At 72.4% G+C, this 23,154-nt stretch carries 19 protein-coding genes; 11 read left to right on the top strand and 8 right to left on the bottom strand.

The window, feature by feature from the left end:
• Positions 1-124: 124 nt before the first annotated feature.
• The 4 genes from AB0C12_RS31065 to AB0C12_RS31080 all read right to left on the bottom strand — a co-directional run bounded on the left by AB0C12_RS31065 (position 125) and on the right by AB0C12_RS31080 (position 7,025).
• Complete coding sequence (locus AB0C12_RS31065) at positions 125-2,554, bottom strand: glycogen/starch/alpha-glucan phosphorylase (RefSeq protein ID WP_360553406.1); 2,430 nt, start codon at positions 2,552-2,554, stop codon at positions 125-127.
• Between the two features lie 107 nt (positions 2,555-2,661).
• Positions 2,662-3,291, bottom strand: coding sequence for a hypothetical protein (locus AB0C12_RS31070; protein WP_360553407.1), 630 nt, complete (start codon positions 3,289-3,291; stop codon positions 2,662-2,664).
• Positions 3,292-3,469: 178 nt separating this feature from the next.
• Positions 3,470-5,386, bottom strand: coding sequence for an ATP-binding protein (locus AB0C12_RS31075; protein ID WP_360553408.1), 1,917 nt, complete (start codon positions 5,384-5,386; stop codon positions 3,470-3,472).
• A 10-nt stretch (positions 5,387-5,396) separates the two neighbouring features.
• Complete coding sequence (locus AB0C12_RS31080) at positions 5,397-7,025, bottom strand: ATP-binding protein (protein ID WP_360553409.1); 1,629 nt, start codon at positions 7,023-7,025, stop codon at positions 5,397-5,399.
• 443 nt (positions 7,026-7,468) lie between these two features.
• Between AB0C12_RS31080 and AB0C12_RS31085 the strand changes: the two genes are divergently transcribed.
• The 3 genes from AB0C12_RS31085 to AB0C12_RS31095 all read left to right on the top strand — a co-directional run bounded on the left by AB0C12_RS31085 (position 7,469) and on the right by AB0C12_RS31095 (position 11,284).
• Positions 7,469-8,104, top strand: coding sequence for a DUF6230 family protein (locus AB0C12_RS31085; protein WP_360553410.1), 636 nt, complete (start codon positions 7,469-7,471; stop codon positions 8,102-8,104).
• A gap of 83 nt (positions 8,105-8,187) precedes the next feature.
• Positions 8,188-9,828, top strand: a complete 1,641-nt coding sequence (locus AB0C12_RS31090) for a DUF6114 domain-containing protein (protein WP_360553411.1) — start codon at positions 8,188-8,190, stop codon at positions 9,826-9,828.
• A 16-nt stretch (positions 9,829-9,844) separates the two neighbouring features.
• Positions 9,845-11,284 carry a hypothetical protein gene (locus tag AB0C12_RS31095; RefSeq protein WP_360553412.1) on the top strand — a complete coding sequence of 480 codons (1,440 nt, stop codon included), beginning with the start codon at positions 9,845-9,847 and terminating at the stop codon, positions 11,282-11,284.
• A gap of 4 nt (positions 11,285-11,288) precedes the next feature.
• Here AB0C12_RS31095 and AB0C12_RS31100 read toward each other — a convergent pair whose 3' ends face one another.
• Complete coding sequence (locus tag AB0C12_RS31100; RefSeq protein WP_360553413.1) at positions 11,289-11,699, bottom strand: DUF1992 domain-containing protein; 411 nt, start codon at positions 11,697-11,699, stop codon at positions 11,289-11,291.
• 5 nt (positions 11,700-11,704) lie between these two features.
• On the bottom strand, positions 11,705-12,391 hold the full coding sequence (locus AB0C12_RS31105) for a TetR family transcriptional regulator (protein WP_360553414.1): 687 nt from the start codon (positions 12,389-12,391) through the stop codon (positions 11,705-11,707).
• Positions 12,392-12,473: 82 nt separating this feature from the next.
• Here AB0C12_RS31105 and AB0C12_RS31110 point away from each other — a divergent pair, with 82 nt between their 5' ends.
• The 3 genes from AB0C12_RS31110 to AB0C12_RS31120 are packed head-to-tail and all read left to right on the top strand — an operon-like array spanning position 12,474 to position 14,663.
• Entirely contained in the window at positions 12,474-13,190 is a 717-nt protein-coding gene (locus tag AB0C12_RS31110; RefSeq protein WP_360553415.1) for a DUF4386 domain-containing protein, read from the top strand.
• Positions 13,187-13,873, top strand: coding sequence for a helix-turn-helix domain-containing protein (locus AB0C12_RS31115; protein ID WP_360553416.1), 687 nt, complete (start codon positions 13,187-13,189; stop codon positions 13,871-13,873). The genes AB0C12_RS31110 and AB0C12_RS31115 overlap by 4 nt, the downstream gene beginning before the upstream one ends.
• A gap of 22 nt (positions 13,874-13,895) precedes the next feature.
• On the top strand, positions 13,896-14,663 hold the full coding sequence (locus AB0C12_RS31120; RefSeq protein WP_360553417.1) for an SDR family oxidoreductase: 768 nt from the start codon (positions 13,896-13,898) through the stop codon (positions 14,661-14,663).
• Between the two features lie 15 nt (positions 14,664-14,678).
• Here the strand turns inward: AB0C12_RS31120 and AB0C12_RS31125 are convergent, their stop codons facing one another.
• Positions 14,679-15,653, bottom strand: coding sequence for an NAD(P)-dependent alcohol dehydrogenase (locus tag AB0C12_RS31125; RefSeq protein WP_360553418.1), 975 nt, complete (start codon positions 15,651-15,653; stop codon positions 14,679-14,681).
• 92 nt (positions 15,654-15,745) lie between these two features.
• Between AB0C12_RS31125 and AB0C12_RS31130 the strand changes: the two genes are divergently transcribed.
• From AB0C12_RS31130 to AB0C12_RS31140, 3 genes are all read left to right on the top strand, one after another.
• The gene (locus AB0C12_RS31130) at positions 15,746-16,414 is read left to right on the top strand and encodes a TetR/AcrR family transcriptional regulator C-terminal domain-containing protein (protein WP_360553419.1); all 669 of its coding nucleotides are present in this window, start codon (positions 15,746-15,748) and stop codon (positions 16,412-16,414) included.
• A 45-nt stretch (positions 16,415-16,459) separates the two neighbouring features.
• Complete coding sequence (locus AB0C12_RS31135) at positions 16,460-18,670, top strand: carbohydrate-binding protein (protein WP_360553420.1); 2,211 nt, start codon at positions 16,460-16,462, stop codon at positions 18,668-18,670.
• Positions 18,671-18,792: 122 nt separating this feature from the next.
• The gene (locus AB0C12_RS31140) at positions 18,793-20,313 is read left to right on the top strand and encodes a cellulase family glycosylhydrolase (RefSeq protein WP_360553421.1); all 1,521 of its coding nucleotides are present in this window, start codon (positions 18,793-18,795) and stop codon (positions 20,311-20,313) included.
• Positions 20,314-20,331: 18 nt separating this feature from the next.
• Here AB0C12_RS31140 and AB0C12_RS31145 read toward each other — a convergent pair whose 3' ends face one another.
• The gene (locus AB0C12_RS31145) at positions 20,332-20,856 is read right to left on the bottom strand and encodes a CGNR zinc finger domain-containing protein (protein ID WP_360553422.1); all 525 of its coding nucleotides are present in this window, start codon (positions 20,854-20,856) and stop codon (positions 20,332-20,334) included.
• An 89-nt stretch (positions 20,857-20,945) separates the two neighbouring features.
• Here AB0C12_RS31145 and AB0C12_RS31150 point away from each other — a divergent pair, with 89 nt between their 5' ends.
• Positions 20,946-22,076, top strand: a complete 1,131-nt coding sequence (locus AB0C12_RS31150) for an epoxide hydrolase family protein (protein WP_360553423.1) — start codon at positions 20,946-20,948, stop codon at positions 22,074-22,076.
• Positions 22,073-23,152, top strand: coding sequence for an epoxide hydrolase family protein (locus tag AB0C12_RS31155; protein ID WP_360553424.1), 1,080 nt, complete (start codon positions 22,073-22,075; stop codon positions 23,150-23,152). Before AB0C12_RS31150 ends, AB0C12_RS31155 begins: the two co-directional genes overlap by 4 nt.
• Positions 23,153-23,154 lie beyond the last annotated feature (2 nt).

The raw sequence follows: 23,154 nt of genomic DNA on the forward strand, positions 1-23,154 counted from the left end.
AAGGATGACGCCCCCCGAACGGTGAGTAGCGGTTCGGCCGTTTCCAGCCTGGACCGTCACCCGGGGCGGGCACAGTGGAATTTGTCAGCACTTTCATGAGTAGCGCTCATGATTGCGGCCAGGCTCAGCCGTCGATGGGCAGCGGGGTCACGTGCCAGATGTCGCGGCAATAGTCGCGGACCGTGCGGTCCGAGGAGAAGAAGCCGCTGCGGGCCGTGTTGAGGATGGACTTGCGGGTCCAGCCCTCCCGGTCCCGCCAGGCCCGGGCCACCCGGTCCTGGCAGTCCACGTAGGCCCGGTAGTCGGCCAGCGTGAGGTATTCGTCGCGGTTCAGCAGGTCGTCCACGATCTCCTTGTCGTAGTGGGCCACCGTGTCGAGCACCTCCCGCAGTTCGGCGTCCCGGTCGTAGTAGGCGCGCGGTTCGTAACCCCGGGCCCGGACCGCGTCCACCTCCGTGGTGTCCAGTCCGAACAGGAAGAAGTTGTCCGCGCCGACCCGGTCGCGGATCTCCACGTTGGCGCCGTCCAGGGTGCCGATGGTGAGCGCGCCGTTGAGGGCCAGCTTCATGTTGCTGGTCCCGGAGGCCTCCTTGCCGGCCAGCGAGATCTGCTCGGACAGGTCCGCGGCCGGGATGATCAGCTGGGCCCGGGAGACGTTGTAGTCCGGCAGGAAGATCATTTTCAGGTACGGCGAGACGACCGGGTCCTGGTTGACCAGGTCGGCCACCGTGTTGGCCAGGCGCATGATCCGCTTGGCCGCGTAGTAGCCCGGCGCCGCCTTGCCGCCGAACACGATCGTGCGGGGCACCACGTCCTGGACCTGGTCCCGGCGGATCCGGTGGTACTGCGCGACGACGTGCAGCACCCGCAGCAGCTGCCGCTTGTACTCGTGGAACCGCTTGATCATCACGTCGCAGAGCGCGTCCGGGTCGATCGCCACGCCGGTCGCGGCCAGCGCGTGCCGGGCCAGTTCCTCGCGGTTGCGCCGCTTGACCTCGCGCCACTGCTCGCGGAAGCCGGGATCGTCGGCGGCCGGTTCCAGCTCGACCAGCCGGTCCAGGTCGGTCAGCCACTCCCGGCCGCCGATCCGCCGGCTGATCAGGTCGGACAGCCGCGGGTTGGCCAGCCGGACGAACCGGCGGGGCGAGATGCCGTTGGTGACGTTGTGGAAGCGTCCCGGCCAGAGCTCGGCGAAGCCGCGCAGAGTGGTGGCGGCCAGCAGGCGCGAGTGCAGCTCCGCGACGCCGTTGACCGCCGAGCTGCCCACCACGGCCAGGTGGGCCATCCGGACCCGCTGCTCGCCGCCCTCCTGGATGATCGACAGTTCCCGCAGCTTGGCGTCGTCACCCGGGTAGCGGGCGGCCACCTCCTGCAGGAACAGGTGGTTGATCAGGAAGATGATCTCCATGTGCCGGGGCAGCAGCCGCTGCACCAGCGCCACCGGCCAGGTCTCCAGCGCCTCGGGCAACAGCGTGTGACACGTGTACGCGAACACCCGCCGGGTGATCGACCAGGCCCGGTCCCACTCCAGGCCCTCCTCGTCGACCAGCATCCGCATGAGCTCGGCGATGGCCATCACCGGGTGGGTGTCGTTGAGCTGGATGACCACCTTGCCGGCGAAGTCGTCCCAGTCGTTGTTGCGCAGCCGGAACCGCCGCACGATGTCCCGCAGCGCGCAGGTGACCAGGAAGTGCTGCTGCTTGAGGCGCAGCTCGCGGCCGAGCTCGGTGCTGTCGTCCGGGTAGAGCACCTTGCTGATGTTCTCCGAGCGGACGATCTCCTCGACCGCCTCGCCGTACTGGCCGGCGCCGAAGCGGGACAGGTCGAAGGACTCCCGGGCGGCGCGGGCGCGCCACAGCCGGATGATGTTGACCGTGGCGGTCCCGTACCCGGGCACCAGCATGTGGCTGGGCTCGCCCAGCACGACCTCGCCCGGGACCCAGCTCCTGCGCAAGCCCTCCAGGGGCTCGACGTGGCCGTAGAAGCCGACCGTCTGCTGGTCGTCGGAGGCGTGGAACTCCCACGGGTTGCCGTAGAAGGTCCAGTCATCGGGCCGCTCGACCTGGCCGCCGTCGTGGAACGCCTGCTTGAAGATGCCGAAGTCGTAGCGGATGCCGTACCCGACCGCCGGGATGTCCTGGGTCGCCATGGCGTCCAGCAGGCAGGCGGCGAGCCGGCCCAGGCCGCCGTTGCCCAGGCCGGGCTCGACGTCCAGGGCGTCCAGGTCCGCGCTGGACAGCCCGAGGCCCTCCAGCGCGCGGCGGGCGCTGTCCTCGGTGCCGGAGTAGAGCAGGTTCTGGTCGAGCTGCTTGCCGAGCATGTACTCGGCCGACAGGTAGTAGATGAACCGGGGGTTGGCCCGGTAGTGCGCGGCCGCCGTGCGGATGTAGCGGTCGACGAGCCGGTTCCGCACGGTCAGGGCGAGCGAGTGGTAGGCGTCCTGCGCGCTGGCCGACTCCAGGGTCGTGCCGCGCTGGTAGTACAGGTTGCTGAGCAGGTCGCGCCCGAAATCGCCGGGCGTGTCGCCGGAATGCGGCGACGTCACGTAGGTCACGGCTGGTCCCTCCCGACGGTGATCCGTCCCTCGACGGTCTCACGGGGAGTATCGACGCTCAGCGGAAACGCCCCGCTCCGGGGTGCGGAACGGGGCGTTTCACGGTGTCAGGCGGACAAGTCGTCGGAGATTTCGTCCTCGGGGTCCTGGGTGGGGTCCTCGTCCGGCTCCGGGCTGGTGGTGGGCGTGGGCTCCGCCGTGGGGGTGTCGTCGTCCGGAGTGTCGTCGCCCGGGATGTCCTCGGCCGGCGTGTCGTCGGCCGGCGGCGTCGGCTGCGGGGTGGGCGACACGGTGGGCGTGGGGGTCGGCTTGACCACCGGGCTCCTCTTCTGGGTCACCGACACCTTGGTGGCGGTGTAGGCGGTGCCGACCCGGATGCCGTTGACGGTGATCCTGGCGCCGACCGCGACCGTCTTGAGGGTGGTGCGCTTGCCGTTGACGACCACGCGCAGGTTACCGGGCACGGCGACGGTCACGGTCTGCCTGCGGACGTCCTTGGTGCCGCCGCTGGCCAGCAGCGTCACGGTGCCCGCGGCGGCGTCGACGGCGGTGACCTTGCCGGACGCGGCGAACGGCGTCCGCACGGGCTTCTTGGTCTTGTTCGGCTTCGGGTGCGCCTTCTGCGCGGAGACCGGCTTACCGCCCGGCTGGGCGAAGGCGGTGGCGGCCGTACCGACGGCGGGAACGACGATCCCGGCGGCCAGCAGGGCGGCGACAGCAGTACGACGCAGACGCATCGGGAGATCTCCTTGTTTCGGGGGTGAGATCAGCATCGGCCCGCCGCGGTGCGAACCGGTGCCCGGTCCGGTTGCGGGCAGGTTGCCGTGCCCAGCGGGCGCGGGTTCTGGTCGGCGGCTCTGGTGCTGATCGCCGGTGGTCAGCTCAGGGCGGCGTTCCGCCGGCCCCGATGACGGCTCAGGCCGGGCGCGGTGCCTCGGCGGCCGGCAGCGTGACGGTGAAGGTGCTGCCCTGGCCCAGCCGGGACTCGGCGGTGACCGAGCCGCCGTGCTCGGCGACGATGTTGCGCACGATGGCCAGTCCCAGGCCCGAGCCCTGCACCGCCTGGTCCATCGCGTTGGCCGCCCGGTGGAACGGGGTGAACAGGCCGGCCACGTCGCCCTCGGGGATGCCGATCCCGGTGTCGGTCAGGGTCAGCACCGCCGCGCGGTCCACGGCCCGCAGCCGGTAGGCGACCGCCCCGCCGGGCCCGGTGAACTTCACCGCGTTGTCCAGCAGGTTGCGCAGCGCCCGCTCGAGCTGCCGGGCGTCGCCGTCGACGAAGACCTGTTCGGCCTCCCCGGTCAGGCTGAGGTCGCGGCCGCGGGCCACCGGCTCGAACTCGGTCCGCAGCGCCGCCATCACCTCGGCCAGGTCCACCCGGGCCGTGGCCGCGCCGACCGTGTTGTTGGCCCGGTCCAGCAGCAGCAGGTCGGCGATTGTCTCCTGCAGCCGGTGGGCGTTGCGCAGGATCGCGGTGACACCGCGCTGCTGCAGCGGGGACAGGTCCCCGCCGTCGCCGTCGGCCAGCATCTCCGTGTAGCCCAGGATGCTGGTCAGCGGGGTACGCAGCTCGTGGGTCACGGTGGCGACGAAGGCGTCCTTGCGTTCGTCGAGCACCCGAAGCTCCGTGATCAGCCGGGCCTGGCGGCGTTGCAGGCGCTGCTGGCGCACGGTGTGGTCGACCTCGCGGGCCACGGCGGCGAGCAGGCGCCGCTCGTCGGCGGTCCAGTCCGGCTGGTCGGGGCGTACGACGTGGATGAAGCCGGGCGGGCAGTCGGCGTCGCCGCCGATGGGCACGGCCACGCCGCCCGCGACGTCCGGCACGAGCCGCACGGCGCCGGCCTCCCCGGCCAGAACCTCCCGCACGGTCCAGTCCGGCATCGGCGGCGCGTTGTCCGGCCAGCGCACGTCGACCTCGTCGGTGCCGCCGACGGGAATCCGGCTGTGGACCGCGTCGGCGCCGAGCGCGCGGCCGACGAGCTCGGCGACCCGGCAGGCGGTCGCGGCGGGATCACAGGTCTCCCGCAGGGCGAGCGCCACCGCCTGGCGCAACTCGGTGCTGGCGACCCGGGCGTCGTCCTCGGCGAGCAGCCGCTGTGTCTCGGCCGCGAGCCGGTTCAGCGTGCCGATGACGGCGCGCATCTCCGCCGGTCCGGCCGGCACCGCCCGGGCGGACAGCTCCCCGGCGGCCAGCCGCTGCAGTGTCATCCGCATGTGCTCCAGCGGGGCCAGCAGCAGCCGGCGCGCGACCGCGGCGAGGGCCACGGTGACGGCCAGGAAGCCGATGGCGAGCAGTGCGAACAGCATCTGGGCCAGCCGCGCGGCGCGCCGGTCCGCCGCGTTGACCCGGCGCATGTCGGCCTGCAGCGCCTCGGCCACAGCCGCGTTGGCGGCACGGACATCGTCGAACAGCTCCTTGCCCCGGCCGGTCTGCGAGTAGCCGGGATCGGCCACCCCGGCGTTGACGACCGGGTACGCGAACGCGTACAGCCAGCGGGACGCGGCGGCCCGCTCGGCGGTCAGCAGCCGTCGCACGGTCGGGTCGGTGGTCCGGGCGGCGACCTCGTCGAAGGAGGTGAACGCGCCGACGCGCCCCTGGTCGTACGGCTGCAGGAAGCGCTTGTCGCCGGTGAGCTGGAAGCCCCGTACGCCGGTCTCGGCGTCCGTCATGTGTTGCAGCACCGCGGTGTTGGCGTCGCGGGCGGCCTCGACCCGGGCCACCCGCCGTTCGTGGCGGCTCTGCAGGTTGTCGCTGACCACGAACTGGGTCACCACGACGCCGATGAACAGCACCAGGACCGCGATGACGCCCGCGTCGACGCGGGCCCGCACCGAGGCCACCTCAGGCGTCCGTGGGGGTGCGGGAGACCGGCAGCGTGAACGAGATCGCGGTGCCGCCGCCGGTTGCGGCGTCGGCCCAGATCCGGCCGCCGTGGCGGGTGACTATCCGTTCGCAGGTGGAGAGCCCGACACCGTGCCCGGCGATGCCGGCCGCCTCGGCGCGCGCGAACATCTCGAAGACCCGGCGGCGCTGGTCGGCGGGGATGCCGATGCCGTTGTCGCGGACCGTGACGACGTACTCGTCGCCCTGCCGCCGGGCGCAGACCTCGATCCGGCAGTCCCGGGCCGGGTCGCGGTACTTGACCGCGTTGCCGATGAGATTCTGCAGCAGCTGGCGCACCAGCGTCGGGTCGCAGGGCAGGGTGATCCGCGGGGGCGTGACCCGGACGGTGGCGCCACCGTCGCGGATGGTCTCCCGCAGGTCCGTCAGGACCTGATCGACCAGCTCAGCGAGGTCGGCGTCCGCACGCCGGCAGGGGCCGCTGCCGGCCCGGGCGTAGGTCAGCAGCGACTCGATGAGCGCCTGCATCCGGCCGACCGCCCGCACGGTGGCCCCGATCCAGTTCTGGCCCTGGGCGTCGATCTCCGTGGCGTAGTGGTCGCCGAGCAGTTCCAGGTAGCCGTTGACGACCGCCAGCGGCGCCGCGAGGTCATGGCTCACCACCGCGGCGAACTGCTCGAGCTCGGCGTTGGAGCGCAGCAGCTCGGCGTGGGCCTCCCGCAGGGCCTGCTGCTGGGCCCGGTCCGCGGTGACGTCGGTCATCGCCACGACCGCCCCGAGCGGTGTGCCGTCGGGGGCGGGGAGGGCGCGGCCGCCCACGACGACGTGCCGCGCCGGCCGGTCGTCGGGGCGGATGACGAGCTCGGCGTCGCTGACCGCGCCGCCGCGCAGGACCCGCAGCAGAGGGATCTCCTCGCTGGGCAGTGGAGTGGCCCCGTCGGCGCGGAACAGCCGGTAGCGCTCGGCGAAGTCCGCCGGCTCGACCGAGGGGTCGGCGTCGAGGCCGTGCCAGTCACGCGCGGCCCGGTTGAAGACGGTGAGGTGCCCGGACCGGTCGGCGGCGACCACCGCCACGTCGATCGTGTCCAGCACGGTGTCGGTGAACTGCTGGCGGGCCTCCGCCTCGGCGGCCAGCTCGGCCATGACGCGGGCCTGCCGGCGCCGCTCGAACAGCGCGAGGATCACCCCGGCCAGGTCCTGCAGGCGCTCGATCTGCTCGCCAGTCAGCTCCCGGGGCACCGAGTCGAAGACACACAGCGTGCCCAGCGCGTGTCCCTGCGGCGTGACCAGCGGAGCCGAGGCGTAGAACCGCACGTCGGCTAGCACCCCGGTCACCCACGGGTTGTCGCGGTAGGTGGGGTCGGTACGGGCGTCCCGGACGTGCACGAACTGCCCGTCCTGGAACCGCAGGGCGCACATCGAGTCGGAGCGCGCGGAGTCACCGCCGGTGAAACCCGCGGTGGTGAGCTGGCACTGGCGGTGCTCGTCGATCAGGTTGAGGGTCGCGGTGGGCACCCCGGCGACCATCGCGGCGACCCGGACGACCGCCTCCAGCTCGTCGTCGGCGGGCGCGTCGAGCACGCGGTACTCGTGCAACGCGGCCAGGCGCTGGTGCTCGTCTCGACTCAACGCCCGTTCCTCTCCGCACGGCGGCATCAGCCCTCGTGACCTAGTTCGGCAGGTATTGCCGCGACTTGAACCGGTGGTGCACGCACGCTGAGTGCACAGACCTGAGAGCTTCCTGAAAGTTGTTACCGATCCGTAACTTCAGCCTCATGCGTACGTGTGGTGACGATCACAGGGCTGTGGGCCGACCGATGTGTCCATTAGCGACGCATCTCACGGAGGCGTACCCCGATTGCGGTGACCGACAGTAATCGATCTTGCGGCCGACCGGTTACTGGCCGGTAGCCCAGGCTCTTGTCCTCATCCGCAGGTGGAGGCAACATTTCCCGCACGTTAAGACGGCCGCATCGACGGGCCTGCATACCAACGGTTGACCTAGAGTCGCCCGCGATGCGAGCCGCATGGCGGTGCGGTCGCAGCCGTTGTAGTTCCCACAAGGAGGATCCGTGAAGGATGCGCAAGGCGATCCGGCCTACGGTCGCACCAACTGGCGCCGTTTCGCCGTAGCGGTGGCGGTCCCCACCGCGGCCGCCGGTGCCTTGGTCTTCGGCCTGGCCAACGGGGCGTTCGCCGCCTCGTTCGCCATCTCCGGCCAGCCGTTCAAGATCTCGGCCGACAAGCTCGACGGCGTCGGCTTCGCGCAGTACGGCGGCCAGCTGGAAACCGCCAAGAGCGGTGACCAGGACGTCCCGGTCGCCATGTCGGGCATCGCCTCGGCGAAGCTCTACAACCTGTGCCAGTCGGTACGGGCCCCGGGCTCGCCGATCAGCCTGACGATCCGGGCCGGCCGCGACGCCAACGCCCCGGCGAAGGCGACGAACCTGCTGATCGGCATGTCCGAGCTCAACGGCAACGCGGAGTTCACCGACATCAACATCGGCCAGGACGCGTCGACACTGGGTCAGGGCGGCCCTGAGGCCAAGGGCCCGCTGGGCTCCTTCGGCCAGGAGGCCTCCCGCGTCGTGATCACCGACCTGAAGCAGACCGCGGTCTCCACCACGGCCGGCACGTTCACGCTGACCGGGCTCAACCTGAAGATCAACTTCCCGGGTAAGGACGGCAACCCACCGGAGTGCTTCTGAGGTAGTTCCCGAGGCCCGCGGAGATCACCGGCCGCGGGCCTCCACCATGCCGGGGGGCCCAGCACGATTTTCTGGAGGAGTACGTGGCAACAACCAACGCGTCGGACGGCGGTTTCCGCCGCTGGCGGCGAAGCAGGCCTTTCTGGGGCGGCCTGCTGCTCCTGATCGCCGGGCTGGAGCTGTTCCTCAGCGCCAACCTGACCCTCGGCGATCTCGAGGTCCACATGGGGCCGGAGGGTTTCCTGTCCTACCTGCTCCCGCTGCTGCTCGTGCTGGCCGGCGTGCTCAGCTGGGTGACCCCGGGACAGCGCCTGTTCTACGGCGTGCTCGGCCTGCTCACCGCGGTCTACTCGCTGGTCGGCCTGAACCTCGGCGGCTTCGGACTCGGCATGCTGCTCGGCATCTTCGGCGGCGCGCTCGTGCTCGCCTGGGCACCCACCCGGCCCAGGCCGCAGGCACCCGCCCCGGCCGCGTCCGACGAGGACCCGGCGGCGCACGACACCGACGACGAGGATTCGGCGCCGCAGGAGCCGGACCAGCATCAGCACGACCCCGCGGCCACCATGATCGTGCCGGGCTTCACCGGCGGTCCGGACGACCACCGGAGCGCGCCCGCGCCCCTGCGCCCGGCGGAGCCCGCCCAGCAGTTCCCCGCCGAGCCGGGCTACCCCGGTGACGAGCCCCCGCCGGCCGAGCCGCCCCGGCCGTCCAACGGCGTGCACCGCAAGACCCTCGTGATCACGCTGGTCCCGCTCGCGATGACCGCCGCTCTGCTGATCGCCGGCAGCAACACCCCGGCCCGGGCCGAGCCCGAGTGCCCCGAGGGCCTGCCGTCGCGCCCGGCCGCCGCGGCCAAGAAGGAGGCGGCCCGCCAGTCCTCGGCCAAGCCCTCGCCGAGCCGTACGGCCGCGAAGAAGACGCCGACGGCCAAGGCCTCCGCTTCGCCCTCCGCCTCCGCCTCGGCCTCGGGTGATGCCGAGGCCGAGGAGGAGGGCGACGGGACCGGCAACCCGATCGTCGACGGCTGGAACGGGCTCGTGGACGGCGTCGGGGACCTGCTCGGCATCGGCGACAACGAGCAGGCCGAACCCGAGCCGGAGCCGAGCACGACCACCGGACCACCGGCCACCCCGGACCCGACCGGCACCGCGACCCCGTCGGGCGAGCCGTCCTCGCCCGCCCCCGGCCCGTCCGGCCGGCCCGACGGCTCCGGGACCCCGAGCACCTCGCCGAGCTCGGCGTCGCCGACGCCTAGCTCCAGCGACATCCCGTGCCTGGGTCCGCGCGTCTTCAAGGTGGCCGGCCCGGACGACGTCCCCATGGTGTCGACCAAGGGCAGCACCCTGGAGACCGCCTCGCTGACCATGTACAACTCCACCTACGACGGAGTGGTGCAACTGGACACGGCCAAGGGCAAGCTGGCCGCGCTGAAGTTCAGCATGACCAAGGCGGTGAACGAGCCGTTCAAGCTGACCATCCCGGAGGTCGGCGGCCACACCACCCTGATCGAGAGCAACAAGCTCACCACCGACGGCACCGTGCGCTTCTACACCCCCTCGTTCAAGGGCAAGCTGTTCGGCGTCATCCCGGTGACGTTCACCCCGGAGTCGCCGCCGCCGCTGACGCTGCCGGTCCTGTGGTTCACCGACGTGCAGATCAACCTGGCCTTCGTCCGCTGCGACACCCTGACGGGCGAGCCCCTGAAGGTGAGCGAGAAGCGGTAACCGGCAGGATGGCTCCGTGAACCTCGACAGCGGGGCCGGGCTGCTGCACCGGCTGACCTCCTACGAGCCGGGACGCGAGTGGGACGTGCCCGTCGACGATCCCCGGGTGCGCCACGATCTCGTACCCAGCGACCCGGCGACGCTGCCGCCGCCGGTCAAGGCCTTTCCGGGCACCTCGCCCCGCCTCGCGCTGCCGCGGGAGCTCGACGATCCGGGGGTGGGCGCGACGGCCGTGCTGGCCGGCGTACCGGCTCCGGCCCGGCCGCTGGACGCCGCCCAGCTGGGCCGGGTGCTCTTCCTCGGCGCCGGGGTCGTCCGCACGGCCGAGCGGGCCGGGCGCCGGATCCTGTTCCGCGCCGCCGGCTCGGCCGGCGCCCGCTTCCCGCTGGAGCTCTATGCGAGCACGCGCGGCGTCGCCGGCATCCCGGACGGCGTGCACTGGTACGACCCGGAGCAGCACGCCCTCGTCACAGTGGGCCCGGCCGCCGGCGGCACCGCCACCACACTGATCATCACCGGTGTCCCGTGGCGGACCGGCTGGCGCTACGCCGAACGCGGGTGGCGCCACCTCTACTGGGACGCCGGCACTGTGCTCGCTCAGCTCGCCGCCGCCGCCGACAGCGCCGGTCTGTCGCCCCGGCTGCGCTCCCTGTTCCCGGACGCCACGGTCAGCACCCTGGTCGGCGCGGACGGCGTGCACGAGTATCCGCTGGCTCTGCTGACCTTCGGCGACGACGAGCCGGCCATCGGGCCGGGCGGACCGGCGGTGCCGGGCGAGCTGCCCCGGGTCGAGCTGCCGTTGTGCACCGCGGCCCAGCGCGCCGGGGACCGTGACGAGCTCGGCGAACCCTGGCCGCGCGGGGCGGAGCTGCCGGCGCCGCCACCGTCGGATTCGCTCGACGAGGTGATCCGCCGGCGCGGCTCCCAGCGCCGGATGGACCGCTCCCGCACCCTGTCCCGGGCGGCGCTGGAATGGCCGATGGCGGCGGCGCTGCGCGGGGTCCGGGTACCACACTGGGTGGCCGTGCACGGCGTCGACGACGTCACGCCGGGCCTCTACCGCTGGCCGAACCTGAGCGATCCACTGCGCGCCGGTGACCTGCGCGACGAGCTGGTGCGTATCGCCCTGGACCAGGGGCTGGCCGGCGACGCGGCGTACGTGGCGATCGCCGCCACCGCACTGTCCGGGCTGGACGACCGGAGCTACCGCGAGGCGCAGCTGGAGGCCGGGCTGGTCGAGGGGCGGTTGCACCTGGCGGCGTACGCACTCGGGGCCGGCGCCAGCGGCATGACCTTCCTGGACTCGGAGGTCCCGGCCCTGCTCGGCGCGACCACCGACCTGGCCACCCTGATCTTCACCTGCGTCGGCGTCCCGCAGTACGCCTCGCGGGCCGGCGGCGCCCCCGGTGCCCCGGTGGCGGTCCGCATGGTCATGCCCCGCCTGGGCCGCCCCTGAGGTCTCAGGAGGCCTTGCCGGCGCGGCGTTCGCGCCAGCCCCGGACCGCCTTGTCGGCGTCGATCGGCGGCAGCAGCACCGGCGGGCCGTCGAGCAGGCCGGCCCGCGCCTTGCGCAGCTGCTCGTTGAGCCCGGCGACGTAGGCGCGGACGTCGGCCTCGGAGGTGCGCCGGTCGATGCTGTCGCGCAGATCCTGGGCCTCGCGGCGCAGCGCCAGCGTGGGCGGCAGCGTGGGCGGCAGCGCCCCGGCGGTCGCACCCTCGCGGCGCAGCCAGTCCTTGACCCACCAGTCCTCGTCGTACTCCCGGCCGTGGTCGCTGAGCGGCTTGCCGGCGCCCGGAAGGTTGTCGAACTGGCCCTGCTCCTGGGCCTCGCGGATCTTGCGGTCGATGTGCGACTCGTACCAGCTCGCCATGACCCTCAGTCTAGGTCGGGAGCGCGGAGACCGGCGAGCAGGCGGCGCAGGCCCCACACGTACTGCCCGGTGCCGACGTAGCCGGCCATGACGTCGGCGGCGGCCGCGGTGCGGGGGAAGGCCTCGGCCGGGACCGCGGCGAAGGCGGCCCGGCGTCCGGCGATCCGGTCCTGCTCCGGGGCCAGCGGACCGGGCTGCGGCACGTCGGCCACCTCCAGGGCGATCGCGCCGAGCACGTAGGTGATGATCGCGTACGAGCCGCGGGCGGCGGCGGCCGGATCGAGGCCACCGTCGGCCAGGGCGTCGAGCAGCCGTTCGCCCAGCGTCAGCGCGTGCGGACCGTCCATCGGACCGCTGAGCAGCAGCGGCACGGCGCCGGGGTGGGTCAGCAGCCGGGACCGCAGGTCGAGAGCCAGCGCCTCGATCCGGTCGGACCAGAGTCGCCGCTGATCGGTGAGCACACTGTGGTCGACCTCCCCGAGCAGCCGTTCCACCAGCGCGGCGACGACCGCGCTCTTGTCCGGGAAATACGTGTAGACGGCGTTCGGGGCCACGCCGACGGCTGCCGCGATGCGCCTGATCGAGGCCGCCTCGGTGCCACCGATGTCGAGCAGGGCCAGGGCCGCCTCGAGGATGGTGTCCTCGGTGAGCGCCCGTCGCGGGCCCGGTCTGCGCCGGCCGGTATCTGTCACCACACCCCCTTGACTTGTCTCTGCACACCGTACAGCATTAGGCCGTCCGCTAATACTGCACACCGTACAGGGATGGTTTCCGATGGATCTCCGCCCCGTGACCGGGCTGCTGCTGATGGGCGCCCCGCTCGCCTTCGCCGTTGCCACCACCGCACTGTCGTCGACCTTCGACTGGCCCGACATCCTGCGCGAGCCCGCCGCCGTCGTGCTCGCCGCCGCCGACTCGGGCGGGACGGCACTGGTCTGGACCTGGTTCGCCACGGCCTGGACGTACGCGCTGCTCGGCGTACCCCTGCTGCTGCTCCCCGCGGCCCTGGGCCGCCGCGACGACCCGGCGCTGCGGGCCGCGACCACCGTGGGGGCCGCCTCCGTGCTGCTGTCGCTGGTCGGCTTCCTGCGCTGGGTCTTCGTCGTGCCGCCGCTGGCGCACACCTGGGCCGCCGGCGATCCGGTCGTGCGGGCCGCGACCGAGGCGGCCTGGACCGCGCAGCACCAGTTCGGCGGCGCGCTGCTGGGTGAGCATCTCGGACAGGTGCTGGTGATCGTCTGGTCGGTCACGGTCAGCGTGGTGCTGCTGCGCAGCCGGTTGCTGCCGGCCTGGATCGGGTGGGCCGGACTCGGCGCCTCGCTGCTGTACCTGCTGAACCAGGGTGACGTACTGGCCACCGCGGTGCCCGGCTTCCCGGTGTGGGACGCGGCCGGCCTGGTCGGCAGCACCGCGTGGGGCCTGTGGGTGGTGGCCCTGGGCGTGACACTTCGGTTCGCGCCGAAGCGTGAGCGCCGCACAATGGCGGCATGACCGCTCCCGCGCTGGCCCACTTGGCCGCCCTGCTGGCCGACGACACCCGCGCCGCGTTCTGCCTGGCCCTGCTCGACGGCCGGGCCTGGACGGCCGGCGAGCTCGCCGCGCACGCCGGGGTGGCCCCGGCCACCGCGACCGGGCACCTGCACAAGCTGGTCGCGGCGGGCCTGCTCAGCGAGCAACGGCAGGGCCGCCACCGGTACGTGCGCCTGGCCGACCCCCGGGTGGCCCACCTCATCGAGGACCTCGCCGCCCACCTGCCCCCGGCCCCCGTACCGGCCCGGAGCCTGCGCGCGGTCACCGCCTCGGCTGCCCTGTCCCGGGGTCGCACCTGCTACGACCACCTGGCCGGCGCTCTCGGTGTGGCGGTCACCGACGCCCTGGAACGCACCGGACTGCTCACGCGCGCCGCCGGGTTCGCCCTCACCCCCGCCGGGCTGCGGTGGCTGGAGGGGCTGCCGGCGCTCCGGGCCTCACGGCGCCCGCTGGTCCGGGGCTGCCTGGACTGGACCGAGCGGCGCGAGCACGTCGCCGGGACCGCCGGGGCGACGGTCTGCGCGTACCTGCTGGGACAGGGCTGGGTCGCGCGGGTCGGCACCGGGCGCGCCGTACGCGTGACTCCGTCCGGCGGACCCGCGCTCACGGAGCTGTTCGGCACCGACGCCGCGTGGAGTGCGTGATCCCGGCGTAGCGTGAGGGGTCGTGCCCGTCACCCGCTCGGAGGAAGCCATGCCGTACTCCCCCACCCGTTCCCTCGCCGACACGGTCGTCGCCGTCACCGGAGCGAGCGCCGGCATCGGTGCCGCCACCGCCCACGCGCTGGTCGGCGCGGGCGCCCGGGTCGCGGTGAGTGCCCGCCGGGAGGAACGGCTGGAGCAGCTCGTCGAGGCGCTGGGCAAGGACAACGTGGTGCCGGTGGTCGGCGACGTCCGCGACCCGGCCCACAACGACGCGCTGGTGGCGGCCGCGGTCGAGCGCTGGGGCCGGCTGGACACGATGGTGGCCAACGCCGGGATCGGCGCGTACGGCGGCATCCTCGACCTGGGCGACGACCAGCTCACCGAGATGGTGGAGACCAACTACCTGGGCACGGTCTGGAGCGTACGGTCGGCGGTCCGCCGCTTCCGGGAGCAGGGCGACGGCGGTGACGTGGTGATCGTCAGCTCGGTGGCGGGCTTCCGCGGCGGCGCCGACGAGGCCGTCTACGCGGGCACCAAGCACGCCCAGGTCGGCCTGGCCGGTTCGCTGGACCGGGAGCTGCGCGCGGAGGGCACCCGGGTGACGCTGATCTGCCCGGCCGGCACCGCCACGGAGTTCGCCATCGGCGCGGGCCGCACGGAGGGTTCACCGGAGCTGGACGACTACCTGCGCGCGGAGGACGTGGCCCACGCCGTCCGGGTCGTGCTGGAGCAGCCACGGTCGGTGCGTACGACGGTCTGGCAGATGTGGTCCATGCAGCAGCAGAGCTGACCCGCCGGGGTCCCCTCAGGCCGTGAGGACGACCTTCGCGCGGGCGTGCTCCTGCTCGACGTACCGGATGGCCTCGGCCGTCTCGCTCAGCGGGTGGGAGCGGTCGATGACCGGGGTGAGCGTGCCCGCCTCGGCGAGCTCCCGCAGCGTCGCGAGGTTGGCCGCGCTGGGCACCGCCTCCAGTGTGGTCACCCGGTGGCGGACGAAGCGGGCCAGCAGCCGGCCCTTGACCACGAGGCCGATCGGCCCGACCAGGCTGCCGCCCTCGGACACGCCACCGCCGGACAGCACGAGCGTGCCGGCAGGCGTCAGGGCGCGGCGCAGGTCGGCCAGGGAACGGTTGCCGACCAGGTCGAACACGACGTCGTAGCGCTGCCCGGCCCGGGTGAAGTCCTCCCGGGTGTAGTCGACGACGTGGTCCGCGCCGAGCGACCGGACCAGCTCGGCGTTGCGGGGGCTGCAGACCGCCGTCACGTGCGCGCCGAAGGACTTGGCGAGCTGCACGGCGAACGTGCCGACGCCGCCGGAGGCGCCGTTGATGAGCACCCGCTGCCCCGGCTGCACGCGGGCCTCGTCACGCAGGCCCATCAGGGCGGTGTTGCCGGCCAGCGGGATCGCCGCGGCCTGCTCGAAGCTCAGGTTGGCCGGTTTCCGCTCCACGAGGTCGTCCGGGACGCTCACGTACTCGGCGAACGCCCCTTCGACCTCGCCGTACACCTCGTCGCCGGCGCGGAACCGGGTCACGTCGCCGCCCACCGCCTCCACCACTCCCGCGAAGTCCGTACCGCGGATCCGCACCTTGGGAGCGCGCAGGCCGAACGCGGCCCGGGCGAGGTACGGATCGCCGCGCATGAAGTGCCAGTCACGGGCGTTGACGGCGGCGGCGCGGACCCGGACCAGCACCTCGTGGCCGGCCGGCACCGGCTTGTCGACCTCCTGGAACCGCAGCACGTCGGGTGGGCCGTACCGGTCGTGGACGATCGCCTTCATGACGCCTCCCCAGTTCAGGTGTACGGCGTACACCACTGCCTGGACGGTAGGGTGTACGCCGTACACCTGTCAAGCCCCGGAGGTAGCCGCCCATGGAGAAACGCACCCCCTTGAGCAGGGAACGCGTGCTGCGGGCAGCCGTCGCACTGGCCGACGACGCCGGCATCGAATCGCTCAGCATGCGCAAACTCGCCCAGGACCTGGGTGTCGTGCCGATGGCGCTCTACAAGCACGTGGCCAACAAGGACGAGCTGCTCGACGGCATGGTCGACGTCGTCGTCGGCGAGATCGATCCGCCTGTCACCGGCACCGACTGGAAAGCCGCCGTCCGGCAGCGGATCCTCGCGGCCCGCAGTGCCCTGCAGCGACACTCCTGGGCGGCGCAGGTGATCGAGTCCCGCACCACGCCGACCCCGGCCGTGCTGGCCTACCTGAACTCGATGATCGGCCTGTTCCGCGAGGGCGGCCTCTCCCTCGACCTCACCCATCACGTCATGCACGCGATGGGCAGCCGGATCCTCGGTTTCAGCCAGGAGCTGTTCGCCGCCGCGCCCGCCGCCGAACCGCCCCCGGCGGCCATGGCGGCCCAGCTGGCGAGCGCGTTCCCGTACGTCGCCGAGCTCGCCACGGCAGCGGCCCACACGGCGGACTCGGTCGTCGGCGGGGGCTGCGACGACCAGTTCGAGTTCGAGTTCGCCCTGGACCTGCTGCTGGAGGGCGTCGAACGCCGCCATAGACACGGCTGGATCTCGGCACAGTAAAGTCACCTTGTAATAAAAGCCCTCCCCCGATCCCCAGGAGGCCTCGTGAGGCGATCCATCAGCGCGGCGCTCGCCGTCGTGACGACAGCGGGCACCGTGCTTGCCGCGGGCCTGCCCGCCGCGGCCGGCCGGCCCGTACGCGGCAGTGTCGTGACCGGCACCTACTCGGCCGGCGCGGCGCACGCGTGGCAGGCGTTGCCGAGTGTCCGCACCGGACCCGACCGCGGCGGGATCACCGACGCGACCGTCGTGATCGACCCGAGCCGGGAGCGGCAGCGCTACACCGGCGTCGGCTTCTCCCTGGACGAGACGAGCGTCTCCAATCTGTGGAAGCTGACCCCGGCCGAACGCGAGCGGGCCGTACGCCTGCTGGTCGATCCCCGGACCGGCGCGGGCCTGGACCGGTTCCGGCTCACCATCGGCAGCCCGGACCTCATCGAGCACCTGCCGTTCTGGTCCTACGACGAGCTGCCCGCCGGGGTCGGCGAGGACTTCGGCCTCCGGTACTTCTCGATCAAGCGCGACGTCGACGCGCACATCATCGACACCGTCAAGCTGATCCAGCGCTACAACCCCAAGGCCACCTTCTTCGCCTCCGCGTGGAGCGCACCGGCGTGGATGAAGACCAACAACCGCTTCACCGGCGAGGTCGCCCTCAAGCCGGGCAGCACCACCGAGTACTACCAGGTGGGCAAGCTGCGCGACGACGCGATCGACGTCTTCGCCCGCTACTACGTGAAGTACCTGCAGGCGTACGCGCGGCACGGCATCCGCATCGACGCACTGACGCTGCTCAACGAGCCCGGCATCGACGTGGTCTACCCGGCGATGGACATCAGCATCGCCCAGCAGCAGCGGCTCGCCCTGGCCATCAAGCGGGAGCTGGCCGCGCACCGGCTGCGCACCGAGCTGTACGTCCACGATTTCAACTTCTGGGACTGGAAGGACCCGAACAGCACCGCGACCAAGAACTACCACCGCATCTTCGACGATCCCCGGGTACGGGCGGCCAGTGACGCCATCGCGTTCCACCCGTACTGGGGCGACCCGGCGGTGATGCGGGACGCGTACGAGCAGACCGGCAAGCCGGTGCACATGACCGAGACCAGCGACCTGTCCCCCGCCACCGTGCTGAGCTACCTGCGGCTGGACGCCTCGTCGTACGTGCTGTGGGCGCAGACCACCGATCAGGACGGCGGGACACTGCACTGGACGCCGTCGCGCGACAACACCATCGACTGGGACGAGGTCGGCCGCACCACCAAGTGGCCGAACCGGCTGGTCAAGGTGGACACGACGGCCCGTACGTTCACCGTCCGCGACGAGCTCTACGCGCTCGGCCAGTTCGCCCGCTACCTCGGCCCGCAGCACGTCCGGGTCGAGTCCAGCGCCACCGCCGGCGGCGTGAGCAACGTGATCTTCCGTGACCGCGGTGACGGCTTCGTGGCGGTCCTGGGCAACAGCACGGCAGCCGACCGCACCGTACGCGTCGTGCTCGGCGGCGAGTCGTTCACCACGACCGTGCCGGCGAACTCGTACGCGACGTACCGCTGGACCGCCCGTGTCCCGTCCTCGCACCGCAACCACGCGCCGACGCTGCGCGACCTCCCCGCCGTGGTCGCCGACCAGTACGGCACCACGCGGATCCAGCTCTCGGCCGGTGACCGGGACCGCGACCGGCTCGGCTACTACGCGACCGACCTGCCCGACGGGGTCACCGTGGATGCGAGCACCGGCCTGGTGACCCTGCGGCCGACGGTGGCCGGCGAGCAGGACCTGACGTTCTTCGTCACCGACGGCGCGGCCTCGGACAAGGTCACCGTGCACGTAACCGTCCGCCCGCACGGCGCTCCGGTCGGCGTGCGGGTCGAGGCCGAGTCTTACACCGCGCAGCACGGCTGGACCGAGGGCGGCGCGTCGTTCGTCGAGAACAACCCGGCGGCCAGCGGCGGGAAGAACATCGGCTGGACGGCACCGGGCAACTGGCTCACCTACCGGGTGGACGTGGCGCAGGCCGGCCGCTACGACCTGGAGCTGCGGGTGGCCAACGGCACCGGCGCGGTGGCTCCCGACGCGGTGTCGCTGCGTGACCCGGCCGGGACGGTGCTGGCCAAGGCGTCGGTGCCGGACACGGGTGGCTGGGCGGCGTACCAGTCGGTGCACGTGCCGGTCGACCTGGTGGCGGGCGACCAGCTCGTGACGCTGTTCTGCGAGACCGGCGGCTTCAACCTGGATTACCTGCGCCTCACGGCGTGACCGCCTGATCCCGGCCCCGCCCGACGGCGGGGCCGGGATCCGTTCATTGACTCTGATCAATCGCAAAAATAGGCTGCTGGGAGCGCTCCCACACTCACCCGCCTACGGATTCGGAAGATCAGATGACAATTCGTCGTACCGTGCTGGCCGCCGGCGCTGTCGCCGCGCTGACCGCCGGCACCCTGGCCACGGTCACGCTGCCGGCCACGGCGGCGACCACCGGATGCTCGGTCACCTACACGGTGCAGAGCCAATGGACCGGTGGGTTCGCCGCCGACGTCGCCATCACCAACCTCGGCTCGGCCGTCACCAGCTGGACGCTGGCGTTCGACTTCGCGAGCCCCGACCAGAAGGTCAACCAGGGCTGGAGCGCCGCCTGGAAGCAGTCGGGCGCCCGGGTCACCGCGGCCAGCATGAGCTGGAACGGCTCGCTCGGCACCGGCGCGTCCACGTCGATCGGCTTCACCGGCGCGTGGAGCGGCACGAACCCGAAGCCGGCCTCCTTCTCCCTCAACGGCGTCGAATGCACGGGTTCCATCGTTGCGACGCCGGGCCCCACCTCGGTCCCGCCGAGCACCCTGCCGGCCACCACCCCGCCCGTCACCCCGCCGCCGAGCGGGCCCGCGCCCGAGCTCAAGGTGTCCGGCAACAAGATCGTCACCACGGACGGCCGGACCTACCGGCTGCTGGGGGTCAGCCGCTCCAGCGCCGAGTTCGGCTGCGTGCAGGGCAAGGGCCTCTGGGACTCCGGCCCGGTCGACCAGGCGTCCGTCGACGCCATGAAGACCTGGAACATCCACGCCGTCCGCATCCCGCTGAACGAGGAGTGCTGGCTCGGCGTCAACGGCGAGCCCAGTGGCCCCGCCTACCAGCAGGGCGTCAAGGACTACGTGGACCTGCTGGTGGCCAACGGCATCAACGTGATCCTCGATCTGCACTGGACCTGGGGTGCGTACACCACGGGACCGGACTGGCACTGCAAGGACGAGCACGCGACCTGCCAGAAGCCGGTGCCGGACGCGCGCTACGCCCCCCAGTTCTGGACCGGCGTGGCCACCACGTTCAAGGGCAACGACGCGGTCGTCTTCGACCTGTTCAACGAGCCGTACCCGGAGATCGCCAGCGACTGGAACAAGACGCCGGGCTGGCAGTGCCTGCGCGACGGTGGCACCTGCACCGGCATCGCGTACGAGGTGGCCGGCATGCAGGACCTGGTCGACGCGGTACGGGCCACCGGCGCCACCAACATGCTGATGGTCAGCGGGCTCGAGTGGACCAACGACCTGCGCGAGTGGCCGGCGTACCAGCCGGACGACCCGCTGGACAACATCGCGGCGTCGTGGCACGCGTACAGCTTCAACGCCTGCGTGACCGAGGCCTGCTGGGACAGCCAGATCGCGCCGGTGGCCGCGCAGGTGCCGGTGGTCCTGGGTGAGTTCGGCCAGGACACCTGCACGTTCGAGTACATGCAGCGGCTGGTGGACTGGGCCGACGCGCACGGGCTGGGCTACCTGGCCTGGACCTGGAACCCGTGGGGCTGCACCGGCGGCGCCGTGCTCATCAAGGACTGGGCCGGCACCCCGGAGCCCGGGGTCGGTGAGGGCTTCAAGGCTCACCTGCTGACGCAGACCCCGTACCTCTGACGTCACCGACCGCGAGCGTCACCCGGCCTGCCGGTGGCGCTCGCGGTAGGTGCGGGTCTTGTGGCGGTTGCCACAGACCTCCATCGAGCACCAGCGGCCGCGGCCGCTGCGCGAGGTGTCGTGGAACGCCCAGTGGCAGTCCGGCGCCACACACAGCTTGAGCCGCGGCCAGTCGCCGCGCGCGGCGCTCCGCGCCACCGTCTCGAGGATGACGTCCAGCCACGGCCGGCCGGACCCGGCGGCGATCCGCAGGCCGCTCGACGCATCCGGGACGAGATGCAACTGATAGCCGGCCAGGACCGTCGCACTGTCGGCCTCACCGAGGAGCACTTGCCGTAGAGCCGTGCGCAGCGCGACGGTCGCGGCCAGGTCGGCCGGCCGCGGCTCGGCCCCCGCGCTCGGCAGGTCGTGAGCCGCCAGCCACTCGGCCAGCGCCGCCGGAGACGTCAGGTGCTCGCCGGCGACGTGACTCTCCCCGTGCCGGCTGAAAGTCCGCTCGTCGACCGTGTTCAGGAACTCCTCGATCAGCTGCAAGGTGGCCACGACACCACTATATCTGATTACCGGTGTTGACGGATACACGACACCAGTATTAGCGTTCGGTGGTGTCGAGATGATGCGAGGAGGAAACCATGAACGTCCCCGACGCCGACCTCGAAGATCTGCGCGACCGTCTGCGCCGCACCCGGTGGGCCACCCCGTGGCCGGTCCCCGCCTGGGAGGCCGGCACCGACGGCCGGGAGCTGCGCCGACTGGTCGGCTACTGGGCCTCGGGCTACGACTGGCGCAAGCACGAGGCCGCCATCAACGCGCTGCCCTCCCGGTACGCCGACATCGACGGCACCCCGGTCCACTACCTGCGCTACGACGCCGAGCGCGAAGGGGCGCTGCCGCTGGTCCTGACCAACGGCTGGCCCAGCTCCTTCCTGGAACTCACCGGCCTGGCCGAGCGGCTGTCCGCCCCCTCCCGGTACGGCGGCAGCCCCGACGACGCGTTCACCGTCATCGTGCCGTCCCTGCCCGGCTTCGGCCTGTCGCCGCAACGCCCCGAGTTCCCCGACGACATCCGGCCCACCCACGAGATCTGGCACCGGCTGATGCACGACGAGCTGGGCTTCCAGCGGTACGGCGCGCACGGCGAGGACCTCGGTGCCGGAGTCACCGTCCGGCTCGGGCAGACCCATCCCGAAGCGGTGGCGGGCATCCACGTCCTGACCATCGGGGACCCGCCCACCTACGACGCGGCCGACCTGACCGACGAGGAACGCGCCTACGTGCAGGCCAAGGCCGCGTGGCACGTCACCGAGGGCGGCTACTCCCACGAGCAGCGCACGCGCCCGCTGACCCTGGCTCAGGGCCTGTCCGACTCGCCGTCGGGCCTGCTCGCCTGGATCCTCGAGAAGTACCGGGCGTGGAGCGACTGCGGCGGCGACGTGTCCCGCCGGTTCAGCGACGACTTCCTGCTCACCCAGGCCTCGCTGTACTGGTTCACCAACTCGATCTCCACGTCGTTCCGGCCGTACTACGACGGCGACCGCGGGCTGCTGGCCGATCGCGGACCCGTGCGGGTCCCCACCGCGGTCGCGCTGTTCCCGGCGGAGATCGGCGCCCCGCCACCGCGCAGCTGGATCGAGCGCTGGTACCGCCTCACCCGGTACACGGTCATGCCGAGCGGCGGCCACTTCGCCCCGCACGAGGAGCCCGAGCTGCTGGCCGCCGACCTGACCGCCTTCTTCGGCCCGCTCACCGGAGGGACACGATGACCGCCGCACCCGAGGCCACCAGCCAGGACGTCGTCGACGACCTCAAGGCCCGGCTGCGGGCGTACCGGCGGGTGCCGCTGCCCGGCGGCTGGGGCTGGCGGCGCGGCGCCGATCCGGACTACCTGGCCGACCTCGTGCACCACTGGGCGCACTCGTACGACTGGCGCGTCCACGAGGAGCGGATCCGGCAGCTGCCCTGGGCCCTGACGCCCGTCACCCGGGCGATCCACCAGCGCGCCGGGCGCGCCGGCGCCACCGCGGTGCTCCTGCTGCACGGCTGGCCCGACTCGGTCCTGCGCTTCGAGCGCGTCCTGCCGCTGCTCACCGACTACCACGTGGTCACGCCCGCCCTGCCCGGCTACCCGTTCGCCACGCCGGTCCCCGGGCACGGCATGTCGGCCGACGACATGGCCGGCCCGGTCGCCGAGACGATGGCCGCGCTCGGCTACGACCGGTACGTGGTCTCGGCCGGTGACGTCGGCTGCGACGTGGCCGAGGCGCTGGCCGCTCGTTTCCCCGAGCGGGTCGCGGCGCTGCACCTGACCGACGTGTCCCAGCACCACTTCCTGGCCGGCCTGCCCACCGACCTGTCGAAGACCGAGCGGGACTACGTGGAGCGCGGCCGGGACTGGCACGCCCGCGAAGGTGGCTACATGCACGAGCAGTCCACCAAGCCGCACACGCTGGCCGCGGCGCTGGGCGACTCGCCGGCGGGACTGGCGGCGTGGCTGGTGGAGAAGCTGCGCACGTGGACCGACTGCGACGGCGACGTGGAGTCCGTCTTCACCCGTGACGAGTTGCTGACCTGGGTCACGGCGTACTGGGTGAGCGGGGCCATCGGGACGTCCTTCACGCCGTACGTGGCGGCCGGTCCCAAGCCGGCGCGCATCACGCCACCGGCGGTGTTCACCGTCTTCCCCCGGGATCTGGTCAACGCGCCCCGTGAGTTCGCCGAGCGGTTCTTCGACGTCCGCGGGTGGCGCGAGGAGGCCCACGGCGGTCACTTCGCCGCCTGGGAGCACCCGGACCGGTACGCGGCCGGCGTCCACGACGCCGTCCGGCTCGCCGCCACCTGACA

Source organism: Actinoplanes sp. NPDC048967, from assembly GCF_040649415.1.
Taxonomy (GTDB): domain Bacteria; phylum Actinomycetota; class Actinomycetes; order Mycobacteriales; family Micromonosporaceae; genus Actinoplanes.

Coding starts and splice junctions, on each gene's coding strand:
- AB0C12_RS31070 (WP_360553407.1), bottom strand. CDS start 3,291: ATGCGTCTGCGTCGTACTGCTGTCGCCGCCCTGCTGGCCGCCGGGATC.
- AB0C12_RS31100 (WP_360553413.1), bottom strand. CDS start 11,699: ATGGCGAGCTGGTACGAGTCGCACATCGACCGCAAGATCCGCGAGGCC.
- AB0C12_RS31110 (WP_360553415.1), top strand. CDS start 12,474: ATGGATCTCCGCCCCGTGACCGGGCTGCTGCTGATGGGCGCCCCGCTC.
- AB0C12_RS31115 (WP_360553416.1), top strand. CDS start 13,187: ATGACCGCTCCCGCGCTGGCCCACTTGGCCGCCCTGCTGGCCGACGAC.
- AB0C12_RS31125 (WP_360553418.1), bottom strand. CDS start 15,653: ATGAAGGCGATCGTCCACGACCGGTACGGCCCACCCGACGTGCTGCGG.
- AB0C12_RS31130 (WP_360553419.1), top strand. CDS start 15,746: ATGGAGAAACGCACCCCCTTGAGCAGGGAACGCGTGCTGCGGGCAGCC.
- AB0C12_RS31140 (WP_360553421.1), top strand. CDS start 18,793: ATGACAATTCGTCGTACCGTGCTGGCCGCCGGCGCTGTCGCCGCGCTG.
- AB0C12_RS31150 (WP_360553423.1), top strand. CDS start 20,946: ATGAACGTCCCCGACGCCGACCTCGAAGATCTGCGCGACCGTCTGCGC.
- AB0C12_RS31155 (WP_360553424.1), top strand. CDS start 22,073: ATGACCGCCGCACCCGAGGCCACCAGCCAGGACGTCGTCGACGACCTC.